Annotated in this window: 21 protein-coding genes; 15 read left to right on the top strand and 6 right to left on the bottom strand. The window is 71.5% G+C overall.

The genetic code is table 11. The features are described from left to right. Window positions 1–158 precede the first annotated feature (158 nt). Window positions 159–1781 (top strand): chaperonin GroEL, encoded by a 1623-nt coding sequence (gene groL / locus BCF44_RS15120; protein ID WP_116174848.1) that lies wholly within the window; start codon window positions 159–161, stop codon window positions 1779–1781. 193 nt (window positions 1782–1974) lie between these two features. Here the strand turns inward: groL and BCF44_RS15125 are convergent, their stop codons facing one another. From BCF44_RS15125 to BCF44_RS15140, 4 genes are all read right to left on the bottom strand, one after another. Then, window positions 1975–4605, bottom strand: a complete 2631-nt coding sequence (locus BCF44_RS15125) for a CHAT domain-containing protein (protein ID WP_246015060.1) — start codon at window positions 4603–4605, stop codon at window positions 1975–1977. Window positions 4606–4669: 64 nt separating this feature from the next. Beyond that, the gene (locus tag BCF44_RS15130; protein WP_116174959.1) at window positions 4670–5134 is read right to left on the bottom strand and encodes a carboxypeptidase regulatory-like domain-containing protein; all 465 of its coding nucleotides are present in this window, start codon (window positions 5132–5134) and stop codon (window positions 4670–4672) included. Window positions 5135–5175: 41 nt separating this feature from the next. Then, on the bottom strand, window positions 5176–5790 hold the full coding sequence (locus BCF44_RS15135) for an RNA polymerase sigma factor (RefSeq protein ID WP_116174850.1): 615 nt from the start codon (window positions 5788–5790) through the stop codon (window positions 5176–5178). 307 nt (window positions 5791–6097) lie between these two features. Then, window positions 6098–6610, bottom strand: coding sequence for a hypothetical protein (locus BCF44_RS15140; RefSeq protein ID WP_116174851.1), 513 nt, complete (start codon window positions 6608–6610; stop codon window positions 6098–6100). A 680-nt stretch (window positions 6611–7290) separates the two neighbouring features. Here BCF44_RS15140 and BCF44_RS15145 point away from each other — a divergent pair. From BCF44_RS15145 to BCF44_RS15160, 4 genes are all read left to right on the top strand, one after another. Further along, window positions 7291–7959 (top strand): copper homeostasis protein CutC, encoded by a 669-nt coding sequence (locus BCF44_RS15145; protein WP_116174852.1) that lies wholly within the window; start codon window positions 7291–7293, stop codon window positions 7957–7959. Window positions 7960–8081: 122 nt separating this feature from the next. Beyond that, on the top strand, window positions 8082–9629 hold the full coding sequence (locus BCF44_RS15150) for a beta-N-acetylhexosaminidase (RefSeq protein ID WP_246015062.1): 1548 nt from the start codon (window positions 8082–8084) through the stop codon (window positions 9627–9629). Between the two features lie 85 nt (window positions 9630–9714). Further along, window positions 9715–10950, top strand: coding sequence for an MFS transporter (locus tag BCF44_RS15155; RefSeq protein ID WP_116174854.1), 1236 nt, complete (start codon window positions 9715–9717; stop codon window positions 10948–10950). A 202-nt stretch (window positions 10951–11152) separates the two neighbouring features. Next, the gene (locus tag BCF44_RS15160) at window positions 11153–12403 is read left to right on the top strand and encodes a GGDEF domain-containing protein (RefSeq protein WP_116174855.1); all 1251 of its coding nucleotides are present in this window, start codon (window positions 11153–11155) and stop codon (window positions 12401–12403) included. Window positions 12404–12631: 228 nt separating this feature from the next. On the opposite strand, the gene BCF44_RS15165 is transcribed toward BCF44_RS15160, so the two are convergent. Next, window positions 12632–12859: a PspC domain-containing protein gene (locus BCF44_RS15165; protein WP_116174960.1), complete on the bottom strand. Its 228-nt coding sequence runs from the start codon at window positions 12857–12859 to the stop codon at window positions 12632–12634. 84 nt (window positions 12860–12943) lie between these two features. Between BCF44_RS15165 and BCF44_RS15170 the strand changes: the two genes are divergently transcribed. The 9 genes from BCF44_RS15170 to BCF44_RS15210 all read left to right on the top strand — a co-directional run bounded on the left by BCF44_RS15170 (window position 12944) and on the right by BCF44_RS15210 (window position 21359). Then, window positions 12944–13801, top strand: coding sequence for an AAA family ATPase (locus BCF44_RS15170; protein ID WP_116174856.1), 858 nt, complete (start codon window positions 12944–12946; stop codon window positions 13799–13801). 16 nt (window positions 13802–13817) lie between these two features. Continuing rightward, window positions 13818–14906 (top strand): vWA domain-containing protein, encoded by a 1089-nt coding sequence (locus BCF44_RS15175; protein ID WP_116174857.1) that lies wholly within the window; start codon window positions 13818–13820, stop codon window positions 14904–14906. Beyond that, window positions 14899–16017, top strand: a complete 1119-nt coding sequence (locus BCF44_RS15180) for an XdhC family protein (RefSeq protein WP_116174858.1) — start codon at window positions 14899–14901, stop codon at window positions 16015–16017. Before BCF44_RS15175 ends, BCF44_RS15180 begins: the two co-directional genes overlap by 8 nt. 147 nt (window positions 16018–16164) lie before the next feature. Then, the gene (locus BCF44_RS15185) at window positions 16165–16674 is read left to right on the top strand and encodes a (2Fe-2S)-binding protein (RefSeq protein WP_116174859.1); all 510 of its coding nucleotides are present in this window, start codon (window positions 16165–16167) and stop codon (window positions 16672–16674) included. Beyond that, window positions 16671–19094, top strand: a complete 2424-nt coding sequence (locus tag BCF44_RS15190) for a xanthine dehydrogenase family protein molybdopterin-binding subunit (RefSeq protein ID WP_116174860.1) — start codon at window positions 16671–16673, stop codon at window positions 19092–19094. The genes BCF44_RS15185 and BCF44_RS15190 overlap by 4 nt, the downstream gene beginning before the upstream one ends. Beyond that, window positions 19091–19945, top strand: a complete 855-nt coding sequence (locus BCF44_RS15195) for an FAD binding domain-containing protein (protein WP_116174861.1) — start codon at window positions 19091–19093, stop codon at window positions 19943–19945. Before BCF44_RS15190 ends, BCF44_RS15195 begins: the two co-directional genes overlap by 4 nt. Before the next feature lie 3 nt (window positions 19946–19948). Next, entirely contained in the window at window positions 19949–20632 is a 684-nt protein-coding gene (locus BCF44_RS15200; RefSeq protein WP_116174862.1) for an SRPBCC family protein, read from the top strand. Between the two features lie 71 nt (window positions 20633–20703). Further along, on the top strand, window positions 20704–20958 hold the full coding sequence (locus BCF44_RS15205) for a hypothetical protein (RefSeq protein WP_147328496.1): 255 nt from the start codon (window positions 20704–20706) through the stop codon (window positions 20956–20958). Further along, window positions 20955–21359, top strand: coding sequence for a hypothetical protein (locus tag BCF44_RS15210; protein ID WP_116174864.1), 405 nt, complete (start codon window positions 20955–20957; stop codon window positions 21357–21359). Before BCF44_RS15205 ends, BCF44_RS15210 begins: the two co-directional genes overlap by 4 nt. On the opposite strand, the gene BCF44_RS15215 is transcribed toward BCF44_RS15210, so the two are convergent. Continuing rightward, window positions 21356–23017: a DNA repair helicase XPB gene (locus BCF44_RS15215; protein ID WP_116174865.1), complete on the bottom strand. Its 1662-nt coding sequence runs from the start codon at window positions 23015–23017 to the stop codon at window positions 21356–21358. The genes BCF44_RS15210 and BCF44_RS15215 overlap by 4 nt on opposite strands. Before the next feature lie 276 nt (window positions 23018–23293). Here BCF44_RS15215 and BCF44_RS55460 point away from each other — a divergent pair, with 276 nt between their 5' ends. After that, window positions 23294–24142: an LppU/SCO3897 family protein gene (locus BCF44_RS55460; RefSeq protein ID WP_170217507.1), complete on the top strand. Its 849-nt coding sequence runs from the start codon at window positions 23294–23296 to the stop codon at window positions 24140–24142. The last annotated feature ends 36 nt before the right edge of the window (window positions 24143–24178 follow it).

Below are 24178 nucleotides of genomic sequence, written 5' to 3' on the forward strand. Positions count from 1 at the left end.
CGGCGTCCCCGAGTGCTAAACACGAACTAGCACTCGGGCACTGCGAGTGCCAACACGTTAGGTCGGGACGGTGAGGCCCACCCCTGGTGGGTCGTCCGTCGCGGGCACCGAGCCTGGCCGAGCACCGTGTCATCCATAACCCGGAGGACCACACCGCAATGGCCAAGATGATCGCGTTCGACGAGGACGCCCGCCGCGGTCTCGAGCGCGGGATGAACACCCTCGCTGACGCCGTCAAGGTGACGCTCGGCCCCAAGGGTCGCAACGTCGTGCTGGAGAAGAAGTGGGGCGCCCCCACCATCACCAACGATGGTGTCTCCATCGCCAAGGAGATCGAGCTCGAGGACCCGTGGGAGAAGATCGGGGCCGAGCTCGTCAAGGAGGTCGCCAAGAAGACCGATGACGTCGCGGGTGACGGCACCACCACCGCCACCGTGCTGGCCCAGGCGCTGGTGCGCGAGGGCCTGCGCAACGTCGCCGCCGGCGCCAACCCGCTGGGTCTGAAGCGGGGCATCGAGAAGGCCGTCGAGGCGGTTGCCGAGCAGCTGCTGAAGACCGCCAAGGAGATCGAGACGAAGGAGCAGATCGCTGCCACCGCGTCCATCTCCGCCGCCGACTCCACCATCGGCGAGCTGATCGCCGAGGCGATGGACAAGGTCGGCAAGGAAGGCGTCATCACCGTCGAGGAGAGCAACACCCTCGGGCTCGAGCTGGAGCTCACCGAGGGCATGCGCTTCGACAAGGGCTACATCTCCGGTTACTTCGTGACCGACGCCGAGCGTCAGGAAGCGGTCCTCGAGGACCCGTACATCCTGCTGTTCGGCTCCAAGATCGCGTCCGTCAAGGACCTGCTGCCGCTGCTGGAGAAGGTCATCCAGGCCGGCAAGCCGCTGCTGATCATCTCCGAGGACGTCGAGGGCGAGGCCCTGGCGACCCTGGTGGTCAACAAGATCCGCGGCACCTTCAAGTCCGTCGCCGTCAAGGCCCCGGGCTTCGGCGACCGCCGCAAGGCGATCCTCCAGGACATCGCCACCCTGACCGGTGGCCAGGTCATCTCCGAGGACGTGGGCCTCAAGCTGGAGAACGCCGACCTGTCCCTGCTGGGCAAGGCGCGCAAGGTCGTGGTGACCAAGGACGAGACCACGATCGTCGAGGGCGCCGGCGACGCCGAGCAGATCCAGGGTCGCGTCAAGCAGATCCGCGCGGAGATCGAGAAGTCCGACTCGGACTACGACCGCGAGAAGCTCCAGGAGCGCCTGGCGAAGCTGGCCGGCGGCGTGGCCGTCATCAAGGCCGGCGCCGCCACCGAGGTGGAGCTCAAGGAGCGCAAGCACCGCATCGAGGACGCGGTGCGCAACGCCAAGGCCGCCGTCGAGGAGGGCATCGTCGCCGGTGGTGGCGTGGCCCTGCTCCAGGCCGCCGAGACCGCGTTCGCCGGCCTCACCCTGTCGGGTGACGAGGCGACCGGTGCGAACATCGTCAAGGTCGCCGTCGAGGCGCCCCTGAAGCAGATCGCCGTGAACGCCGGCCTCGAGGGCGGCGTCGTGGTGGAGAAGGTCAAGGGCCTCAAGGCCGGCGAGGGTCTGGACGCCGCCACCGGCGAGTACAAGGACCTGGTGGCCGCGGGCATCATCGACCCGGCCAAGGTGACCCGCTCGGCGCTGCAGAACGCCGCGTCGATCGCCGCCCTGTTCCTCACCACCGAGGCGGTCGTCGCCGACAAGCCGGAGAAGAACCCGGCCCCGGCCGGTGCTCCGGACGCCGGCGGCATGGACTTCTGATAGAAGCCCAGCGCTAGCAAGCACAAGAAGGCCGGTCCCGCACAGCGGGACCGGCCTTCTGCTGTGCCCACGAACCCCCGCGAGTCGCGCTCAGCACCAGATCGGATGTAAGAACGAGGCAGAAGTGAGCCCCGGAGCTCAGTTCTGCCCGAAACCTACATTCGCTCTGTCTGTGAGCGCGACTCGCGGGGGTTCAGTTGCTGGCGCCCAGGCAGATGAAGGGACGGCGGAGGGGGTCGGCGGCGGTGGCGTCGGCCAGGGCTACCGCCGGGCGGGCGCCTTCGGCTACTCGGCGGTGGTACGAGGCCATGGACTCGGCGGCGGTGTGGTCGCCGACGCGGGAGACGGCGGCGGTGACGGTGCGGACGCCGGTGGCCAGGAGGGCGCCGGCGAAGCCGAGGGCCTCGTCGCCGGGGCGGATGCGGGTCAGGGCGAGCTCGCAGGCGGCCAGCACGACCTGCTCGGGCGGCCGCTGCAACCGCGCGGTCTCGTGGGCGAACAGGCCGCCGTCGACAAGATCCAGCCGGGAGAACAGGGCGTTGCCGGGCTCGTGCATGCCGTGGGCGGCGATGTGCGCCAACTGTGCCCCGTCCAACGCCTCCAGCACAGCCTCGACGGTCGCCTGCGCGCCGTCGAGGACCTGAGCCCCGGGCAGGTACCGGGTGAGCTGCGCGACCTCGCCGACGGCGGCGGGCAGGTCGGGGCCGCCGACCAGGACGCTGCGGCCGGTGCCGGGCAGCTGCTGATCACCGGACGCCGCGAGCCACGCGGTGGCCGACGGCGCGACGACCACGGGCCGTCCACGCAGCGACGGCAGCGCGCCCCAGGCGACGGGGTACAGCGGCCCGGTCGGCACGACCACGAGCTCGCGGTCGCCGATGACGCCGGCCAGCGGCCGCAGCAGCTGCTCGTCCAGGAACTGCGCCCGCCGGCGGGCGGACGCCGACACGACCTCGACCAGCGCGGGCGGCAGGTGGTCGGGGGCGAGGGCGTCCAGGTCGGCGTGCAGCATCTTGGCCGCCTGCCGGGCATCGGTGACGCTGCCGAGACGGACCAGCCGCGGCCGACCGTCCACAATCACCACGGCGACCAGCGCGTCGTCGACGGCGGCGAAGCTGATCATCGCCCGGTCCTCGAGGCGCTTGCCGACCTCGGCCAGGTCGGCGACCGGCCGCGGCCGTCCCCACACGGTGGTCTGCCAACCCAGCCGGGTGACCTCCTGCTGCAACGCGGCGTGCCGGGCGGCCATCTCCCGCACCCGCCGCCCCTCGGCCTTGGCCAGCTGCATGGCCCGCGTGAGGTTGCGGATTTCGCTGATCCGGTCGGCCAGCTCCGGGTCGTCGATGGACGGCTGCGGCTCGTACCGGTACACCTGCGCCCGGGTCCGCTCCAGCCAGCCGAACAGCCGCCGCGCGTCCGACGCCGACTTGCCGCCGTCCAGCACCAGCCGCACCGCCAGCACGCCGAGCTCACGCCCGTGTACGGCGGTGCCGCACACCAGCTCCAGACCGCCCATACGGTCCCGAGTGCGCCCCAGCTCCGTGAACCCGACCCGCGCCTGGCTGAACGCGCTGCGCCGGTCGCCGGTCGCCACGGCCACCTCGGCGCGGGCGAGACGTCGCAGCATGCGGTGGTCGATGGACGTGAACCGCCCCGGCGCGGGCACCTCGCCGAGCAGGCGCGCGGCGTCCTCGACCTCGCCGCGCCGCAGCTGGAGGCGTACGGCGAGGAGCTTGGCCACCGCGGACTCGTCGGTCTGCCCGAGCCCGCCGAGCCGCTCCGACAGCTCCAACGCCCGCCGCACCAACGCCTTTGACGGCTTGCGAGGGCCCCTCAGCGCGGTGGCGGTGGCGGCGTGCAGACCCGTCAGCGACGCCAGCCACGCCAGCGCGGGCCGCTCCTGCCGCAGGTATCGCCGCCGCGCGAGGTCGGCGAAGGCCCGCGCGGTGGCGTAGTCGCCCTCCATCACGGCTGCGGCGGCGCGCAGCGTCTCCGCCTCCGCGAGGTCGCGGTTGCCGCCCTGCTCACGCAGGCTGCCGAACGCCTCATCCAGCGCGTTGGCGGCCTCCTCGGCCAGTCCCGCGTACAGCAGCACCTGCGCACGGTCGGACCGCACCTTCGGCACCGCCGTCGGCGCGACACGCAGCATCAGGCGCTCGGCCTCTTCGTAGTACCGGAGCGCCGTCGGGGCGTCGCCCATGCGGTAGTGCACGTCGCCGAGGTTGCTGGTGGTGATCGCCAGCGACAGGGGGGAGTGGTACGTGTGTCCGAGCCACAGGCAGCGGCGCAGGTCGTCGCCGGCCGAGTGCGGATTGCCCAGGGCGCTGTTCACCAGCGCACGAGCCGTGAGGGCGCTGACCAGACCCGTCTCCACGGGGGCGCCGGAGGCCAGCGCCTTGTTCGTCGCGGCCACGGCCTGGTCCAGCACGGGCAACGCCTCCGACAGCAGCCCGGCCCGCCACAGCAGGTTGCCGTGCTGGCGCTGGATCAGGCCCTCCAGCGCCATCCGGGTGCCGCCGGGCGGCATCGACGACACCAGCTTGTGCGCGAGTTCCAGCGACGGCATGCCCTCACGCAGCCCGTACGCCTCGGCGTCGGTGTGCGCGAGCGAGGTGAGCACCCGCACCCGCAGGCGCTGCTGCTCGGCGTCCTCCGTCGGCAGCCGGTCGAGCAGCTTCAGCCCGCGCCGGTGCAGCCGGGACGCCTCGGCGTACTGCTGGGACAGGGCGGTCTGGTGCGCGCCGGCGTGCAGCTTCGCCACCCGAGCCAGCACGTCCGCGGCGACATGGAGGCGCGCGGCAGTAGCGGTGGACGTCGAAGGCACTCGTACATACCAGCACACCCGGTCAAAGGTGTGGTGTCCACCGTCGGGGGGAAGATCGCTTCGCCTAGAGCACGAGCGTCGGCGTCACGACCGTCCGGGGCCGCGAACCCGCGCCGTTGGCCAGGTGCACGACCAGCTGGGTGGTGCCCTTGGGCACGTCGTCCACGGCGAACCGGCCGCCCTCGTCCGCTTCCGCGGTGGTCGAGGTGTGGCCCGCCACCCGGACCTCGACGGTGTGCGGTCCCCCGGGTACCAGCCAGCCGTCGAACCGGTATCCGGCACCGGCCGGGGCGAAGCTGACCATGATGGTCAGGTCTTCCACGGTGAACGTGACAGTGTTCGGGCCGGCGCCCCGGACGCCGGCCAGCTCCTCGCCGCGCTGCCAGCGGGCCACCTCGACGTCGAGGTCCTCGAGCGCGATGGCGAACTGCACGCGTTCGACCAGGTCGGCCGGCACCGGGTCGACCTTGTCGAACAGCACGTCGAGCTCGGCGAGCAGCAGCAGGTCCTGCTCGGTGAGGTTGTCCATGTCCAGACCGGCCTCGAACTCGTTCTGGTCGTCGGTGGCGCTCACTGCGGCCCCCCTTCCTGGTCCAGCAGCTCGCGCAGCGCGGTCAGGCACCGTCCCCGGGTCGGGCCGATGCTGCCGCGGCGCATGTCCAGCGCCTCCGCGACCGCGTCGTACTGGGCCCGGCCGGACAGGACGGTCAGCGTGAGCAATTTTTGACAACGGTCGGTGAGCTGTTTGAACGCGGCCCACAGCCGGCGGTCCCGGTCGTCGCGCAGCGCGTGCTGCTCGGGACCGTCCACCTGGGCCGGGATGTCCACCAGGTCCTCGGCCGCCACCAGGGTCTCCCGGTCGAAGCCGGACGTCTTGGCCCGCTGCGCCTCGCGCCGGGCCGTGACGATGAGCCACGCGGCGAGCGCCTTGGGCTGCTGGAGACGGTCCAGGTGGCGCAGCAGCGCCAGCCAGACGGTCTGCACGACGTCCTCCGCGTGCACCTTGTCCAGCCCCTGGCTGCGCGTGACGTGCCAGACCAGGGGCGTGAGGTCGGCGACCAACACGTCCAATGCCTTGCGGTTGCCGGCTCTGGCCGCGACGAGACATGCCGCGTGGCGGTCGTGACCGGTCAGCCCCTCCCACGGGTCGTGGCCGGTCAGCCCGTCCCACGTGTCAACGGCCATGCGATGCACCTCCGGGTTTGAGGTACGTCGGCGCGCCCCGGTCCCCCCGCCACGGGGACGCACCCCGTGCCTGCATCCTGCCCTACCTGGTGTAGTGGTCCACAGCCAGTCGGGCCAATCGTGCTCGATGACGGCCACGCCCCCCGGCGTGTTCCCGTGTGCTGCCACCGCCGCCCCATTCACTCCGGCGGGACCCCCGGACGGGTCCCGACGTGATTAAGAGCAGCGAACCGGGCGTCAGATACTCACGAAATGATAACGACATGTCCGCGCTGGTGGCAGGCCTGCCACCAGCGCGGACGTCGATTCACGGGCGGACGGTCTCCGACTGCGGGATGCCGTTGGCGTGCGCGACCGGTCGGGTCGTCTCCGCCTGCGGGATCCCGTCCGCGTGCGCCACCGGCCGGGCGGTCTCGGCCTGCGGGATGCCGTCGGCGTGCGCGACGCTGCCGGGCTTCGGGCTCTCCGCCTGCGGAATGCCGTCGGTGGTCTCGGCCTGCGGGATGCCGTTCGCGTGCGCGACCGGTCCCTCGATGGTCTCGGCCTGCGGGATGCCGTTCGCGTGGGCGACCGGTCCCTCGATGGTTTCCGCCTGCGGAATGCCATTGGCATGCGCGACCGGGCCGTGCACCGTTTCGGCCTGCGGAATGCCATTCGCCTGCGCGGCCGGCCGGGTGCTTTCCGCCTGCGGAATGCCGTCGTCGGTCTGGACCCCGCCCTGCACGGCGTCCAGCGCCTGCTCAACCTCGTCCAGCATCGCCGGGTCGATCGCGGTGACGTCCGGCGTGCTGGTCGACGTGGTGTCGTCCGTGGTGCTCATGAGTCGTCCCCTCTGCTGTTCCCCGGTGACGCGCCCGCCCCTTCTTCATCCCCCGGGCGGCTGCGTCCTGTCGTGGAGCGCACACGGTGCGTCGGCCCCTTCCGGCTCACCATGCGTGCTCATTGTGCCGTCGATTCGCCTCGAACAGCGCAACGATTTAACAAGGGATCGCTCGATCGGACTAGATACACGCCAGCGCGTGATCAACAAGACGGAAGAGTGCCCTTTCGGACGCGCGAAAGGGCCGGAGGCGACTGTGGCGGCCCTGGCGTCGGGTCTCCCCTTCCGACGCCGGCTCCATCGCCTCCGGCCCGGACCCTTCACACCCCCGCTGACGTGAAGGGTCCACCGCGCTCTCGGCTGCCGACTCCGTTGGACGGCCGTTCCGATGCCCCCTCGACATCGGGCCGGCCGGCACCCCGGTGGGGCCGACGCCTGCCGCGCGTACTGCGGACCTGGTGCAACCGCCTCCCCCGAGTCGGCTCCACCACCCCGACCGGCGCCCGTGAGACGCCCGGTCGTCCCGCCCGCTCCCCATGGCGTGGGTGAACGGGCCGGACAACTGGACAGGAGTTGTGCCGGCGGTGGGAGATACACCGTCGAGAAATTTTTCTCGAAGTTTCCGATCTTGCCTGATCGGCGGTGGTGATCACGGCCAGGTAGCCCCTATGGTCTAGACCATGCTGCTGGAAGTCATCGCGCTCGACGCCCGGGACGCGCACGCCGCCCAGGAGGGCGGGGCGGACCGGCTCGAACTGGTCAGCGACATGGCCGCCGACGGGCTGACGCCCGCCGTGGCCACCGCGCGCCGCGTGCTAGCCGCCACCGACCTGCCCGTGCGCGCCATGCTGCGCGACGACGCGGGCTTCGCGCCGTGGTCGCTGGCGCACCTGCGGGCCGAGGCGATCGCGCTGCGGGACGTCGGCGTGACCGAGTTCGTGCTGGGCTGGCTCACCGACGCCGGCGCCATCGACGTCGCCGCCTGTCAGACCGTGATCGACGAGCTGGACGGCTGCAAGTTCACCTTCCACCGGGCCCTGGACAACTCGACCGACCCCATTACGGCGTGGAAGGACGTGGTGGCGCTCGGCGCGGACACCGTGCTGGCGGCCGGCAGCGGGACCGGCGTCGCCGACGGGCTGCCGGTGCTGCGCAAGCTGGCGGCCCTCCAGGAGGCCGACGGCGTGACCGTGATGGCCGGCGGCGGGCTGAGCGCCGAGCAGGTGCCGGGGCTGCGGGCCGACGGCGTGCACAGCTTCCATGTCGGCAGCGCCGTGCGCCCCGGCGGCTGGAACTACCCGGTCGACGCCGCGGTGGTGGCCCAGTGGGTCGAGCTCGTCAAGGGCTGACTTTTCCGCCACATGCGCGCTCTTCGTTTGCGCTCGGACGCCAAATGGGAAGCGCATGTGGCGTATCCAGGGAGCGGGAAGCGGCTGGTATGGACCTTAAAGGTGGCCTAGCATCGCGTCCCGTGCCCGGATTCGAGACACTGCTGCCCAGACCGTCGCGAGTGGACGCCACCGGTGGGCTGCTGCCGCTGACCGAGAACACCACTCTGGACGGCGATCCGGCGGCGGTGACCTGGCTGCGTGAGGTGCTGGTGGCGGCGACCGGCCTGCCACTGCGGCCCGCGGCCGATCCGACGATCCGGTTCCGCATCGTGCCGTGGCTGTCCGGCCATCTGATCCGCGTGTTTCCGGACGGCGTGCTGGTGGAGGCCCAGGACGAGGAGTCCGCCTTCCATGCGGCGCAGTCCATCCGCCAGCTGCTGGGCCCGGCGGCTTTCCGCCGGGCGCCGATCGGGCCGGCCGACTGGGCGCTGCCGTGCGGCGTGGTCGAGGACCGCCCGCGTTTCGCCTGGCGGGGCGCTTTGCTCGACGTGGCAAGGCATTTCATGCCGAAGGACGGCCTGCTGCGGTTCATCGACCTGCTCGCGGCGCACAAGCTGAACCGGCTGCACCTGCACCTCACCGACGACCAGGGCTGGCGGTTCGAGGTCAAGCGCTACCCGAAGCTGACGGAGGTCGGCGGCTGGCGTGAGGGGTCACGGGTCGGGGTGCGCACCGACGACGTGACGGACGGCCGGCCGCACGGCGGCTTCTACACCCAGGACGATCTGCGCGAGGTCGTCGCGTACGCGGCGCGGCGGCACGTCGTCGTCGTGCCGGAGATCGACATTCCGGGCCACAGCCAGGCGGCCATCGCCGCGTATCCGGAGCTGGGCAACCTGACCTACCCGCTGCCGGTGTGGCCGCTGTGGGGCGTCAACGAGAACGTGCTCAACACCGACGACTCCACTGTGGACTTCTACCGGCACGTGTTCGACGAGCTGGTGGACGTGTTCCCGTCGGAGATCATCTGCGTCGGCGGTGACGAGGTGCCGACCGTGCAGTGGACCGCCGAGCAGGCCTCGAGGCGGGGGCTGGCGACCGTGCCGGAGCTGCACGGCTGGTTCATCCGCCAGATCGCCGAACACCTTGGCGCGCATGGACGTCGCGCGATGGGCTGGGACGAGATCGCCGAGGTCGGCCCGCTGCCGGGCGGCGCGGTGATCGCCTCCTGGCGGGGCGAGCGGGCCGGGGTGGACGCCGCCCGCGCCGGCTTCGACGTCGTGATGTGCCCGGAGCAGAAGGTGTACCTGGACCACCGCGAGTCCGACCGGCGCGACGAGCCGATTCCGGTCGGCATGGTCCACACGGTGTCCGATGTGTACGAGTACGACCCGATCCCGGCCGACCTCACCGGCGACGCGGTGCGGCGGGTGCTCGGCGCGCAGGCCAACGTCTGGACCGAGCACCTGGACTCGCCGCGCCGGGTCGACTACGCCGCCTTCCCGCGGCTGTCGGCGTTCGCCGAGGTGGTCTGGACCGAACGGAGCAACCGGGATCTGGCCGACTTCACGCGCCGGCTGGCCGACGAGCATCTGCCCAGGCTGGACGCGCTCGGCGTGGAGTACCGGCCGCTGGCCGGGCCGCACCCGTGGCAGACGCGGCCGGGGGTGCCAGGCCGACCGCGTTAGGCGACGTGGGTGAAAAGCCCGCGACGACCACCCGTTCCGCTTACCAGTCGCTACCGTGCGGGCACGGACGGTGGGGGCGGTGCGTATGGCGGGACGGTTCGGGGCGGTCTTCGCGGTCGCCGAGTTTCGCGCGGTATGGGCGGCCAGCGGGCTGTCCATGGTCGGCGACCAGTTGGCCCGGGTCGCGCTGGTGGTGCTGGTCTACGGCAACACCGGATCGGCGGCGCTGACCGGTCTGACCTTCGCGCTGACGCTGGTGCCGTCCTTCCTGGGCGGCGTCTTCCTGTCCGGGCTCGCCGACCGGCTGCCCCGGCGCCGGGTGATGGTGGCCGCGGATCTGTTGCGGGCGGCCATGATCGTGCCGGTCGCGGTGCCCGGCATGCCGTTCCCGGTGCTGTGCGTGCTGGTCGCCGGGGTGTCGCTGCTGAACGCCCCGTTCCGCGCCGCCGAGCAGGCCCTGTACGCGGATGTGTTGCCGCGGAACGACTTCGTCACCGGCATGGCGGTTCGCAACATCACCAACCAGTCCGCGCAGGTGCTCGGTTTCGCCGGCGGCGGCCTGCTGCTCGCGGTCACCGGCCCGTACTGGGCGCTGTCGCTGGATGCCTTGTCGTTCCTGGTGTCCGCCGCCTTGCTGCGGGCCGGCGTACGGTTCCGCCCCGCCGCCCTCAACCCCGCCGCCCGCGCCACGCCGGGCGGCTTTTCGTTGCTACGCAGGGATTCCGGCCTACGATCGCTGCTGCTGATCGGCTGGCTCACCGGCGTGTTCATCGTGTACGAGGGCCTCGCCGGCCCGTACAACGACCAGCTCGGCGGCACCACCGTCACCCTCGGCCTGCTGCTGGCCGCCGACCCGGTCGGCAGCGTGATCGGCGCGTTCGTCTTCGGCCGGTTCGTGCCGGAACGGCAGCAGGCCCGGCAGTTGGTGCTGATGTGCGTGGCCTCGGGCGTGCCGCTGCTGCTCTGCCTGTTCCATCCGGGACTGATCGTGTCCGCCGCGATATTCATCGTCGCCGGGGCATTCGGCACCGCGACATACATGCAGACCACATCGTCGATTGTGCGAGGCGTGCCCGATTCCCGACGTTCCCAGGTGTTGGGACTTGCGTATGCGGGAATGATGGCGGCGCAGGGGTTGAGCCCATTCGTGGGCGGCCTGGTCGCGGACCGTGTCGGCGCGGCGAACGCCGTCGGCTGGTTCGGGCTGGCCGGGCTGGCGATCGCGGCGCCGGTGGCGGTGGCATGGCGCCGCGCCACCACCGACCGGGCGGAAATCTGGCTGCCCGTACCGGAATCCGGGGCGGACAGTCGCAGGAGCTAGTCTCAGTCGCGAGTCTTTCGTGCACCGGTCATGGCCGAACCTCCCTGATCACGGTTGTGAACTCACCCGGATGAACCTAGCGAATCTGCCGCGCCCGGCTGAACACTGGACGCGGCGGTCGAAATAAGGGGGCGACGTGTCGAGTATGAGCCAGTCCAGATCCTCTCCGAAAGGGGTGGATCGTTACGGGCTCATAGATCGCATGGCCGGATTCGCGTTGTGGGCGCTGCCCGCCCGGTGGATCGCCTACGCCGTTCTGGTGGAGGCGATCGCTCTCGTTCTGGCCCTCGCCTCGTTCACTCACGGCGCGCCCAGCGATGTCGCGCTGGCGCGGTTCGCCGTGTTGCTGGTGTTGGGCATGGTGCAGGCCGAGCTGTCCCGGCGCATCGAGCGCGACCGCCGGCGGATGAGCGGCAACACGCACATCAACATGACGTCGATCTGGCTGATCCCCGCGGTGCTCATGCTGCCGCCGCAGCTGGTCGCCGTGCTCTGCATCGCCCTGTACGCGCACATGTGGCTGCGGATCTGGCGGCACCTGCACAACGTCTCGCTCTACCGCACTGTGTTCGGCGCGAGCGCGGCGGTCGTCGCGTGCCTGGCCGCGAGCACCGTCGCCGGCACCCCGCTGGCGGACCGGCTGCCGGCGTGGAGCCTCGGCGTCACCCTGGCCTGCTTGCTCGGGGGCCTCACGTTCGAGTTGGTTGACGCCCTGCTGCTGGCGGTGTCGATCAACCTGCGCAGCCGGGGGAACGCGACCCTGACGGAGTTGTTCGGCAGCTGGGACGACAACGCCCTGGAGCTGACCACCCTCTGCCTCGGCGGCCTGACCGCGCTCACCCTGGTGTACCAGCCGCTGTTCACGGTGCTGCTGTTCTGCCCGATCGTCGTGCTGCACCGCAGCGTGCTGGTCAAGGAGTTGGAGGCGGCCGCCACCATCGACGTGAAGACCGGGCTGCTCAACGCCGTGACCTGGCACCACCTCGCCACGCAGGAACTGGCCCGGACCAGACAGGACCGGCGCGCGACGATCGGCGTGCTGATGGTCGACCTGGACCACTTCAAGCGGGTCAACGACACGTACGGGCATCTGGCCGGCGATGCCGTGCTGAAGTCGGTGGCGACGGCGGTGAAGAACCAGGTGCGTGCGGACGACGCCGTCGGCCGGTTCGGCGGCGAGGAATTCGTGGTGCTGTTACCTGGCGTCGACGAGGCCGGCGCGCTGGTCGTCGCGGAACGGATCCGCAAGACCGTCGGCGCGCTGTACGTGCTGGCGCCGCAGGAAGGCGTGCCGATCGCGGGACTGTCCTGTTCGATCGGTGTCGCCGTGCACCGCAGCAGTATGACCACCATGGAACGGTTGCTGCTGGCGGCCGACACGGCCGTGTACCGGGCCAAGCGCACCGGCCGCAACCGGGTCGTGGCCACTGTGGACCAGCGGGACGCGGCGTAGAACCGAGTGCCGCTCATGGGGTGACCCGGGATCTACCCCTCGAAGGTCCCGGGTCACCCGCCCTGCTCACGGATGTGCGAGGCCGCCGTCGATGCCTGGACCGCGGGCAGTTTTCGATCGAGTCTGTCCATCGATCGAAAACTGACAAGGGAAGGCATCGACCTCGTGGGCGGCCGAGCCCCGCGCGGAACGCGCGGCAAAGGCGGAGTCCCGGGTCACCCGCCGAACTCACTCACTCTCCGCCTCGGGCACCAGCAGCCAGCAGGCCGCGTAGAGGACGATGCCGGCGCCGGCGAAGAACACCGTGCCGACGACCATGCCGACCCGCAGCAGGGCCGCGTCCACGCCGAGCAGCTCGGCCGCGCCGCCACACACGCCGGCGAGCATGCGGTTCTCCCGACTGCGACGGAAGGTGCGGATCTTGGTGCCGGCCTCGTTCAGGATGTCGTTTGTCATGACACAGAGCTTGCCGGCGCGCCGGCTCCGCGCCATCCGGGTTCGTCCCTGGTTCGACCCGGAGATGGGCCTACCCTGAGCCTCATGGACACCCCGGGTGAGCTGGCCGCGGCCCTGGACCGGGTCGGCTATCTCGCGGACGAGGGGCTGGCCACGGCGGCGTTCCTGGCGCTGCGGATGCGGCGGCCGCTGTTCTGCGAGGGCGAGCCCGGCACCGGCAAGACGGCCCTGGCCCGTGCGCTGGCCGACGCCCTGGGCACGCCGCTGATCCGGTTGCAGTGCCACGAGGGCATCGACGCCGCGCGCGCCCTGTACGACTGGGACTTCCCGCGCCAGCTGCTGCACCTGCGGGCGTTGGAGGCGCAGGGGCGCACCGAGGGCGCGGAGGCGGAGCTGTTCACCCGGCGGTTCCTGCTGGCCCGGCCGCTGCTCCAGGCGCTGGAGACGCCGGGCTGCGTGCTGCTGGTGGACGAGATCGACCGCGCCGACGACGAGTTCGAGGCGTTCCTGCTGGAGGTGCTCAGCGAGCACGCGGTGAGCATCCCGGAGCTGGGGGAGATCCGGGCGGCCGAGCCGCCGGTGGTGGTGCTGACGTCGAACCGGACCCGCGAGGTGCACGACGCCGTGAAGCGCCGCTGCCTGTACCACTGGCTGGAGCACCCGGGCCTGGCCCGCGAGGTGGCGATCCTGCGGCGCCGGCTGCCGGAGCTGACACAGGCGCTGGCCACGCAGGTGGCGACCGCGGTGTCCCGGATGCGGGCGGCGGAGCTGCTGAAGCCGCCGGGGGTGGCTGAGTCGCTGGACTGGGCGCAGGCGCTGCTGGCGCTGGACCGGCCGGTGCTGGACGTCGAGGCGGCGGCGATCACCCTGGGCGCGGTGCTGAAGTACCGGGAGGACGCGGACCGGGTGGTGGCGGCCGGGTTGGACGCGCTGCTCGCGTGAGTCGCATTATTCGAAGATGACGGACCCGCTGCCCGGACTGACGGGGTTCGCCGAGGTGTTGCGACGCATCGGCCTCGGCGCCGACCCTTCGCGGGCGCAGGCGTACCTGGAGGCGTTGAGCCACGTGGACGTCGCCGAGCCGGGGCAGGTGTACTGGGCGGGCCGGCTGAGCCTCTGCGCCGAGCCCGACGACATCCCCGCGTACGACGCGGCCTTCGCCGCCTGGTTCGGCGGCACTCCGCCGCGGGTCACGAGCAACGGCCGCACGCGGCGGCGGACGACCGTCAGCGCTCCGCTGGTGGCCCCCGTGTCGGGGGAGGGTTCCGAGCCGGCGCCGGAGCTGCATGTGGCCGCGAGCGACGCGGAAATTCTTCGCCGTCGGGACGTCACTGCCCTGGACGGTGCGGCATTGAAGGAACTTCTGGCCACTCTTCGCACGGATCCGCCGCTGCGGCGAAGCGTCCGCACCCGTCGTGCGCCGAAAGGCCTGCTCGATCCCGACGAGACCCTTCGCGAGCTGCTGCGATCCGGCGGCGAGCCGGTTCGCCTGCGGTACCGCCGCAAGCGCTTGCGGCCACGCCGGCTGGTGCTGCTGATCGACGTCTCGGGCTCGATGAGCCCGTACGCGGACGCGCTGCTGCGGTTCGCCCACGCCGTCGTCCGGCGCTCCCCGCCGAGCACGGAGGCGTTCACGCTCGGCACCCGCCTGACCCGCGTGAGCCGGCAGCTGCGGATGCGCGACCCTGAGCAGGCGCTCGCGGCGGCAGCCCGAGCCGTGCCCGATTTCGCCGGCGGCACCCGGCTCGGGGAGACCGTTCGGGCATTTCTTGATCGCTGGGGGCAGCGCGGGCTGGCGCGGCAGGCCGTCACGGTGGTGTTCTCGGACGGCTGGGAGCGCGGCGACGCGGCGCTGCTCGGCGAGCAACTGGCCCGGCTGCGCCGGCTCGCACACGCCGTCCTGTGGGTGAACCCGCATGCCGGCCGTTCGGGCTACGCCCCGGTACAGTCCGGTATCCGCGCGGCGCTGCCGCACGTCGACCGGCTGCTGGCCGGGCACAGCCTGGCCACACTGGACGAACTGCTGACGGAGGTGCGCCGTGCGTGACGTCCTCGACATCGTCGACGAGAACTGGCAGGAGGGTCGGCCGACGGCGCTGGGCACGGTGGTGGCGACCTTCCGCTCGGCGCCCCGGCAGCCCGGCGCGGCGATGCTCGTCGCCGACGACGGGCAGGTCGCCGGGAGCGTGTCCGGCGGCTGCGTGGAGGGGGCGGTCTACGAGCTGGCGCAGCAGGTGATGGCCGACGGGCGGCCGGTGCTCCAGCGCTACGGCGTCACCGACGACGACGCCTTCGCGGTCGGCCTGACCTGCGGCGGCATTCTGGACGTCTTCGTGGAACGCGTTGACGGCAAGCGTTTCCCGGAGCTGGCCTCGGTGGTGGAGTCGGTGCGCGCCGAGGAGCCGGTGGCCGTGACGACCGTCGTCGAGCATCCCGACGAGTCGCTGGTCGGGCGGCACCTGGTGGTGTGGCCGGATCGGCGCGCCGGCGACCTCGGCTCCGCGCGTATCGACGACGCCGTCACCGACGACGCCCGCGGCATGCTGGCCAGCGGCCGCAGCGGGCTGCTGCACTACGGCCCGGACGGGCAGCGCCGCGGCGAGGGCATGGCGGTGTTCGTGAACTCGTTCGAGCCGCCGCCGCGGATGCTGGTGTTCGGCGCGATCGACTTCGCCGCCGCGATGGTCCGGCTCGGCGCGTACCTCGGCTACCGCGTCACGGTCTGCGACGCGCGGGCGGTGTTCGCGACGAAGGGCCGTTTCCCGGACGCCGACGAGGTGGTCGTGGACTGGCCGCACCGGTACCTGGTCAAGCAGGCCGAGGAGGGCAGGATCGATCACCGCACGGTGATCGCCGTGCTCACCCACGACCCGAAGTTCGACGTGCCGGTGCTGGAAGTCGCGCTGCGCCTGGACGTCGCCTACGTCGGCGCGATGGGGTCGCGCCGCACGCACGACGACCGGCTGGCCCGGTTGCGGGAGGCCGGCCTGTCCGATGCGGACCTGGCCCGGCTGTCCTCGCCGATCGGACTCGACCTCGGCGCGCGGACCCCGGAGGAGACCGCGGTGTCGATCGCGGCGGAGATCATCGCGTTGCGCTGGGGCGGTCGCGGAGAGCGACTGGCCCATTCCGAGGGCCCGATCCACCGCGCCGGCTGAACCGCAGCTGCGGCGAATTTCCCTTGGTATTACCGCATTTGCGCGAGGGGTTGTGCCCGCCGGACGACGGGAGCAGGCTCGCCCTGTGAGCCCGGTCACGACGCGGTGGTGGGCCGCCCACCGGGTTCGGCGCTGCCTGGAGGCGACATGCGTGTGACCATGGTCGTGGACGGGGTGAGCTACACCGACGAGGTCGAGCCCCGCACCCTGCTCGTCCAGCATCTGCGGGAGAAACTCGGGAAAACCGGCACGGTCGTCGGCTGCGACACCGGCAACTGCGGGGCCTGCACCGTGCACGTGGACGGGCACAGCGTGAAGTCGTGCTCGATGCTGGCGGCGCAGGCCGACGGCTGCGAGATCACCACCATCGAGGGGCTGGCCCGGGACGGCAAGCTGCACCCCGTGCAGCAGGCGTTCCACGACAACCACGCGTTGCAGTGCGGGTTCTGCACGCCGGGCATGATCATGCAGGCGATCGACCTGCTGGCCGACGATCCCGATCCGGACGAGCGCACCGTGCGGCACGGCCTGGAGGGCAACCTCTGCCGCTGCACCGGATACCAGAACATCGTGCGCGCGGTCCAGGACGCCGCGCACCGGTTGAAGCCGGCGGCCGAGGCGGACCGCGAGCGCGAGACCGTGGCAGGTGGCGAATGACCGCCACCGTCGAACCCGAGGTAGGAAAGTCCAGGCGCCGCAAGGAAGACGCCCGCCTGATCACCGGCCGTACCCGGTGGACGGACAACATCGCGCTGCCGGGCATGCTGCACATGGCGATCCTGCGCAGCCCCGCCGCGCACGCCCGGATCGCCGCCATCGACACCTCGGCCGCCAAGGGCATGTCCGGCGTGCTGGCCGTGGTCACCGGCGCGGACCTGGCCGAGGAGCAGGGCAGCCTGCCGTGCGCGTGGGCGATCACCCCGGACATGAAGAACCCGCCACACCCGGCACTCGCCGTCGACACCGTGCACTACGCGGGCGAGGCGGTGGCGGTGGTCGTCGCGCGGAGTTCGGCCGAGGCGCAGGACGCCCTGGAGGCCATCGACGTCGACTACGACGACCTGCCGGTGGTGCTGGACATGGAGGCGGCGATCGCCGACGACGCGCCGCTCGTGCACGAGTCCTTGGGCACCAACAAGAACGCGCTCTGGGTGTTCGACTCGGCGGAGGCCGGCACCGGTGGCAGCGTGGATGAGGCCATCGCCGCCGGCGAGGTGGTCATCGAGCGGAAGTACCGGCAGCAGCGGCTGATCCCGGCGTTCATGGAGCCGCGGTCCGTGCTGTGCGACCCGACCGGCGAGCAGTTCACGCTCTGGTCGGCCACCCAGATCCCGCACATCCTGCGGCTGATGCTGGCCCTGACGCTGGGCGTGCCGGAGCACAAGATCCGGGTGATCGCGCCGGACGTCGGCGGCGGCTTCGGCGGCAAGCTCCAGGTGACGCCGGAGGAGCTGCTGGTGTTCCTGCTGGCCCGCCGCCTCGGCAAGCCGGTCAAGTACACCGAGACCCGCTCCGAGGCGATGGCGACCGCCCACCACGGTCGCGACCAGATCCAGCGGCTGACGCTGTCGGCCCGCCGCGACGGCACGATCACCGGACTCAAGGTCGACCTGCTGGCCGACATGGGCGCGTACCTGAGCCTGGTCACGCCGGGCATCCCCATCCTGGGCGCGTTCATGTACAACGCGATCTACAAGATCCCGGCCTACCGGTTCAGCTGCACCAACGTGTTCACCAACAAGGTGATGACCGACGCCTACCGCGGCGCCGGCCGGCCGGAGGCCACCTTCGCCATCGAGCGCCTGATGGACGAGTTGGCGGCGGAGCTGGAGCTGGACCCGATGGAGGTCCGCGAGCGGAACTGGATCAGGCACGAGGAGTTCCCGTTCACCACGGTCTGCGGCCTGACCTACGACTCCGGAAACTACGAGGCCGCCACCGACAAGGCCAAGGAGCTCTTCGACTACGACGGCCTGCGCCGCGAGCAGCTCGAACGCCGTGAGCGCGGCGACGCCGTGCAGCTGGGCGTCGGCATCTCCACCTTCACGGAGATGTGCGGCCTGGCTCCGTCCCGGGTGCTGGGCTCGCTGTCCTACGGGGCCGGCGGCTGGGAGCACGCGGCGATCCGGATGCTGCCCAGCGGCAAGGTCGAGGTCGTCACCGGTTCCTCCCCGCACGGCCAGGGGCACGAGACGGCGTGGAGCCAGATCGTCGCCGACCAGCTGGGCGTGCCGTTCGAGGACGTCGAGGTGCTGCACGGCGACACCCAGTCCTCGCACAAGGGCATGGACACCTACGGCTCCCGCTCGCTGACCGTCGGCGCGATCGCCGTCGTGAAGGCGGCGGACAAGGTGATCGCCAAGGCCCGCCGGATCGCCGCGCACATGCTGGAGTGCGGCGAGGACGACCTGGACTTCGCCGGCGGCCGGTTCACCGTGCGCGGCACCGACAAGGGCGCCGGCATCGGGGACATCGCGCTGGCCGTGTTCGCCGCGCACGACCTGCCCGACGGCGTGGAGCCCAGCCTCGACTCGGAGGCCACCTTCGATCCGGAGAACTTCTCGTTCCCGCACGGAACCCACCTCTGTGCGACCGAGGTGGACACCGAGACCGGCCGCGTCACGATCCGCAAGTACGTGTGCGTGGACGACGTCGGCAAGGTGGTGAACCCGCTGATCGTCGAGGGCCAGGTGCACGGCGGCCTGGCCCAGGGCATCGCGCAGGCGCTGTTCGAGGAGGCCGTGCACGACGAGAACGGCACCCTGACCACCGGCACCTTCGCCGACTACCTGCTGCCGTCGGCGGCGGACCTGCCGTCGTTCGTGACGGACCGGACGGAGACCCCGTCGACGACGAACCCGTTGGGCGTCAAGGGAGTCGGCGAGGCCGGCACGATCGCCTCCACGCCGGCGGTGGTCAACGCCATCGTGGACGCCGTGCGACACCTCGGCGTCGACGACATCGAGATGCCGTGCACGCCGTTCCGGGTGTGGAGCGCGATTCACGGGCGAACAGCGGACACCAGCGGCGGACAGGCCGGCGGCGGTCTCGGTTCGATCCAGGGAGGCCTGCAGTGATCCCCTCCGCATTCGACTACGCCCGTCCGTCCACGGTGGAGGAAGCCGTCCAGGCGCTGGTGGACGCCGGCGAGGACGCGAAGGTGTTGGCCGGCGGGCAGAGCCTGCTGCCCGTGCTGCGCATGCGGCTGGCCGCGCCGACCGTCGTCGTCGACATCGGCCGGGTGCCGGAGCTGCGCGGCATCACCGAGGACGCCGACAACGTGGTGATCGGGGCGATGACGACGCACTACGACGTGGCCCGCGACCACCTCGTGCAGGACCACGCGTCGCTGATCGCGCGGGCGACGGAAACCGTTGCCGATCCCCAGATTCGGCACCGCGGCACGTTCGGCGGCTCGCTGGCGCACGCCGACCCGGCCGGCGACCTGCTGGCCCCGGCGCTGGCGCTGGGCGCGGTGATGGTCGTCGCCGGTCCGAACGGCCGGCGCGAGGTGCCGGCGAGCGAGTTCTTCGTCGACTACTTCACCACCACACTGGCCGCCGACGAGCTGCTCGTGGCCGTGAAGGTGCCCAAGCACACCGGCTGGCTCTCGCACTACGAGAAGTTCAACCGGGTCGCGCAGGCGTGGTCCATCGTGGCCGTCGGCGTCTCGCTGCGAGTCAGCGGCGGCCAGATCGCGGACGCCCGGGTCGGGCTGACCAACATGGCGTCGGTGCCGGTGCGGGCCGTCGGCGTGGAGCAGGCGCTGATCGGCCAGCCGGCCGGCGCGGACGTGCTGCGGGCCGCCGCCGAGCACGCGGCCGAGGGCACCAGCCCCGGCAGCGACGGCAACGGCGACGCGGCGTACCGGAGCCAGCTGGCGAAGGTGCTGACCGGGCGGGCGTTGTCGATGGCGGTCGGGGGCTGACGGGTGCGGTTGGAACACCAGTTCCGGGTGGCGGCGCCGATCGGCGAGGTCTGGTCGGCGCTGCGCGACCCGCAGCGCGTCGCCCCCTGCATGCCGGGGGCGACGCTGACCTCGGCCGAGGGCGAGTCGTTCGCCGGCACCGTGAAGGTGAAGCTCGGGCCGGTCGCGTTGCTGTACAAGGGGAGCGGCTCGTTCGACTCGATCGACGACGCCGCGCACCGGGCCGTGATCACGGCGTCCGGAAAGGACAGTCGCGGCAACGGCACCGCCTCGGCCACCGTGGAGGTCACTCTTTCGGCTGATGATGGCGGCGGCACGGCGGCCGCGGTCGTCACCGAGCTGGCGGTGACCGGTCGGCCGGCGCAGTTCGGCCGCGGCCTGATCAGCGAGGTCGGCGGCAAGATCCTCGACCAGTTCGCGGCCTGCCTGGCCGACAAGCTCGCGCCGCCGGTCGAATCCGTCGAACAGGCGACCGCCGTCGCGCCCCCACAGGCCGAAGAGCCCGCGGCCGACCAGCCACCCGCCGCGCCGCCGAAGGCCGCCGGGCCACCGGTTCAACCCCAGCCGGAGGCCGAACCCCTGGACCTGATGGAGTTCGCCGGCCGGTCGGTTGCGAAGCGGGCCGTGTTCGCGATCGGCGCAGCGGTGCTGCTCATCGTGCTCATCAGCCGGCTGCGACGGCGCTGAACGGCTACTTCGGAGCGCCCATTGGGATGGCGTACACCCGGGGTTCGCCCGGGGGCGGCATACTGTCGGCCGTGCCGAGCAAGCGAGTGACGATCACCCTGCCCGAGGACCTGGCGCCCCGGGTCCAGGAGCTGGCCGACGACGCCCACATGGCGTTGGCCAGCTACGTCACCCGGATCGTGGAGCACCACGTGCTCAACCAGGACGGGCTGACGGCGATGGAGTACTGGGAGACCCGGCACTCGCCGCTGCGCAAACCGGAGCTGGCCAGCGCGGACGAGGCCATCGAGGCCGCCCGGGCCCGGCTCCGGCCGCGCGAGCAGTGACCGGCAAGTTCCGGCCGCCGGTGGTCTACACCGTCGGCGCGCTGCTGGCGGCGCTGGACGACAACCGCCGGTTCATGGCCCTGCACAAGTGCTTCCTGCTCGACGAGTGCCGGATCATCGTGCCGCACGCGGTGCTGACCGAGCTGCGCAACCGCTCGGACGGCCGGGAACCCACCACCGTGCTGCGGGCGTGCAAGATCGACGAGGACCACCAGGGCGGCGTCATCCACGACTACTGGATCGACTTCCTGGTGACGACCAAGCCCGACCAGGTCGACGCCATGGTCGCGGCGACCGCGGTGGCCCACCGTGGCATCGTCGTCACGACCGAGGTGAACGCCCTGGAGCTGATGTGGGCGGTCGACGACGTCGACCGCCCCATGTCGATCATCACCATCTAGCCGACCTCGGGCACCGCCGGGCCCAGCAGGTCGTCGGCGTCCACGATCTTGTAGGCGTAGCCCTGCTCGGCCAGGAAGCGCTGCCGGTGCGCCGCGTAGTCGGCGTCGAGCGTGTCCCGGGAGACGATCGAGTAGAAGTGCGCCTGCCGGCCGTCGCCCTTGGGCCGCAGCAGCCGGCCCAGCCGCTGCGCCTCCTCCTGCCGCGAGCCGAACGTGCCCGACACCTGCACGGCGATCGAGGCCTCCGGCAGGTCGATGGAGAAGTTGGCGACCTTGGACACCACCAGCGTCTTCAGCTCGCCGCGGCGGAACGCGTCGAACAGCTCCTCGCGCTCCTTGTTCTTGGTCGAGCCCTGGATCACCGGCGCGTTCAGGCCCTCGCCCAGCTCGTCCAGCTGGTCCAGGTACGCGCCGATGACCAGCGTCGGCTCGCCCTTGTGCCGGTCCAGGATCGCCCGCACCACCGGCAGCTTCGTGCGCGCCGTGGAGCAGAGCTTGTACCGCTCCTCGGGCTCGGCCGTCGCGTACTGGAGCCGCTCGTTGTCGGTCAGCGTCACCCGGACCTCGACGCAGTCCGCCGGCGCGATCCAGCCCTGCGCCTCGATGTCGCGCCACGGCACGTCGTAGCGCTTCGGGCCGATCAGCGAGAACACGTCGCCCTCGCGGCCGTCCTCGCGCACCAGCGTCGCCGTCAGGCCCAGCCGGCGGCGGGACTGGAGGTCCGCCGTCATCCGGAACACCGGCGCCGGCAGCAGGTGCACCTCGTCGTAGATGACCAGGCCCCAGTCGCGGGAGTCGAACAGCTCCAGGTGCCGGTACTCGCCCTTGGTCTTGCGGGTGATCACCTGGTACGTGGCGATGGTGACCGGCCGGATCTCCTTGCGCTCGCCCGAGTACTCGCCGATCTCGTCCTCGGTCAGCGACGTGCGGGCGATCAGCTCGCGCTTCCACTGCCGGCCCGCGACCGTGTTCGTCACCAGGATCAGCGTGGTCGCCTGCGCCTCGGCCATCGCCGCCGCGCCGACCAGCGTCTTGCCCGCGCCGCACGGGAGCACCACGACGCCCGAGCCGCCGGCCCAGAACGACTGGGCCGCCAGCCGCTGGTAGTCGCGCAGCTGCCAGCCGTCCTCGGCCAGCGCGATCGGATGCGCCTCGCCGTCGACGTAGCCCGCGTGGTCCTCCGCCGGCCAGCCCACCTTCAGCAGCGCCTGCTTGAGCCGGCCGCGCTCGCTCGGGTGCACCACCACCGTGTCGTCACCGACCCGCGCGCCCAGCATCGGGCTGATCTTCTTGTTGCGCAGCACCTCTTCCAGCACCGCGCGGTCCAGCGACACCATGGTCAGGCCGTGCGCCGGGTTGTTGACCAGCTGGAGCCGGCCGAAGCGCGCCATCGTGTCGACCACGTCCACCAGCAGCGGCTGCGGCACCGGGTAGCGGCTGTAGCGGACCAGCGCGTCCACCACCTGCTCCGCGTCGTGCCCCGCCGCCCGGGCGTTCCACAGCGCCAGCGGCGTCACCCGATACGTGTGCACGTGCTCCGGCGCCCGCTCCAACTCGGCGAACGGCGCGATCGCGGTGCGCGTCTCGTCGGCGTGCGGGTGGTCGACCTCCAGCAGCAGCGTCTTGTCGGACTGGACGATCAAGGGTCCGTCGGTCACCGCTCGCGCTCCTCACCTCGGCGTCCGTCCAGTGTGCCGAGCCGGGGCCCCCGAATGCCAATCACCCGGCCGCTCACCAGCGGTGATCGTCCGGCTGCCGGCCGTGGCGACGAGGGCGTTCGGGGGCAACGAAAGTTCCCGATTCCGGGATTCACATAACCAACGGATAAATACCCGGCGGCGGGTGCTCACCGCTGGCTACAGTCCGCCGCATCGGGGGTTGTTACGCCTGAGGCCAGGCGTTTCGTCACGGGGAACCACACAAAGAGGACATTCATGAGCACTCCACCCATGCCCGGTGGGCCGCAGGGCCCGCAGGCGCCCCAGGGCCAGCCGTATCCCGCGGCGCCTCAGGGTCAGCCGTACCCGGCGGGTCCCCAGGGCCAGCAGTTCCCCGGCGCGCAGCAGCCGTACCCGGGCGGCGCACCTGGCCAGCAGCAGTACCCGGGCGCCGGCCCGGTTCCGGGCGGGGGCCCGGTTCCCGGCACCGGCCCGATGCCGCAGGGGGCGAACCCGGGTGCCTACCCGCCTGCGCCCGGCCAGCCGCAACCATTCCCGCAGGCGCCGCTGACCGCGCCGGTGAAGAAGAAGCGCGGCCGGCTGGTCGCCATCCTCACCGGCGTCGGTGTCGTGGTCATCGGCCTCATCGTCAAGGTGGCGCTGAGCTTCGGCTTGAGCACGGCGGTCACCAGCGCCGACGACGCGCACAACACCGCGGTCGGTGAGTGCGCGACTGTTTCCGGCACGACGACCAAGCCGAACTACGAGAAGGTCGACTGCGCCAGCGGCAAGCAGAACTACGTCGTGGGCATCGTGCTCAAGTCCACGGACGAGTGCCCGACGGACAAGGGCTACGACGAGTACTACGAAGAGGGCACGCTCAACAACGTCAAGTTGTGCATCGCGCCGGTATTCGAGGACGGCAAGTGCTACGACCTGGTCACCACCGGGGGGACCACCATGGGTCACCCGGCCATCCCCTGCACGGATCCGAACGCGATCAAGATCAAGGTCGTGAAGGACAAGGCGAGCGCGAGCGCCTGCACGGATCCCGACCCGACGCACGCGATCGTGTACGACCCGCTCAAGCTCACCTACTGTATGTCACAGCCCAGCGGTTCCTGATATTGCCGTGACGGCAAACATAGGCGACGGCCGGGT

Source organism: Kutzneria buriramensis (assembly GCF_003387475.1).
Lineage (GTDB): Bacteria > Actinomycetota > Actinomycetes > Mycobacteriales > Pseudonocardiaceae > Kutzneria > Kutzneria buriramensis.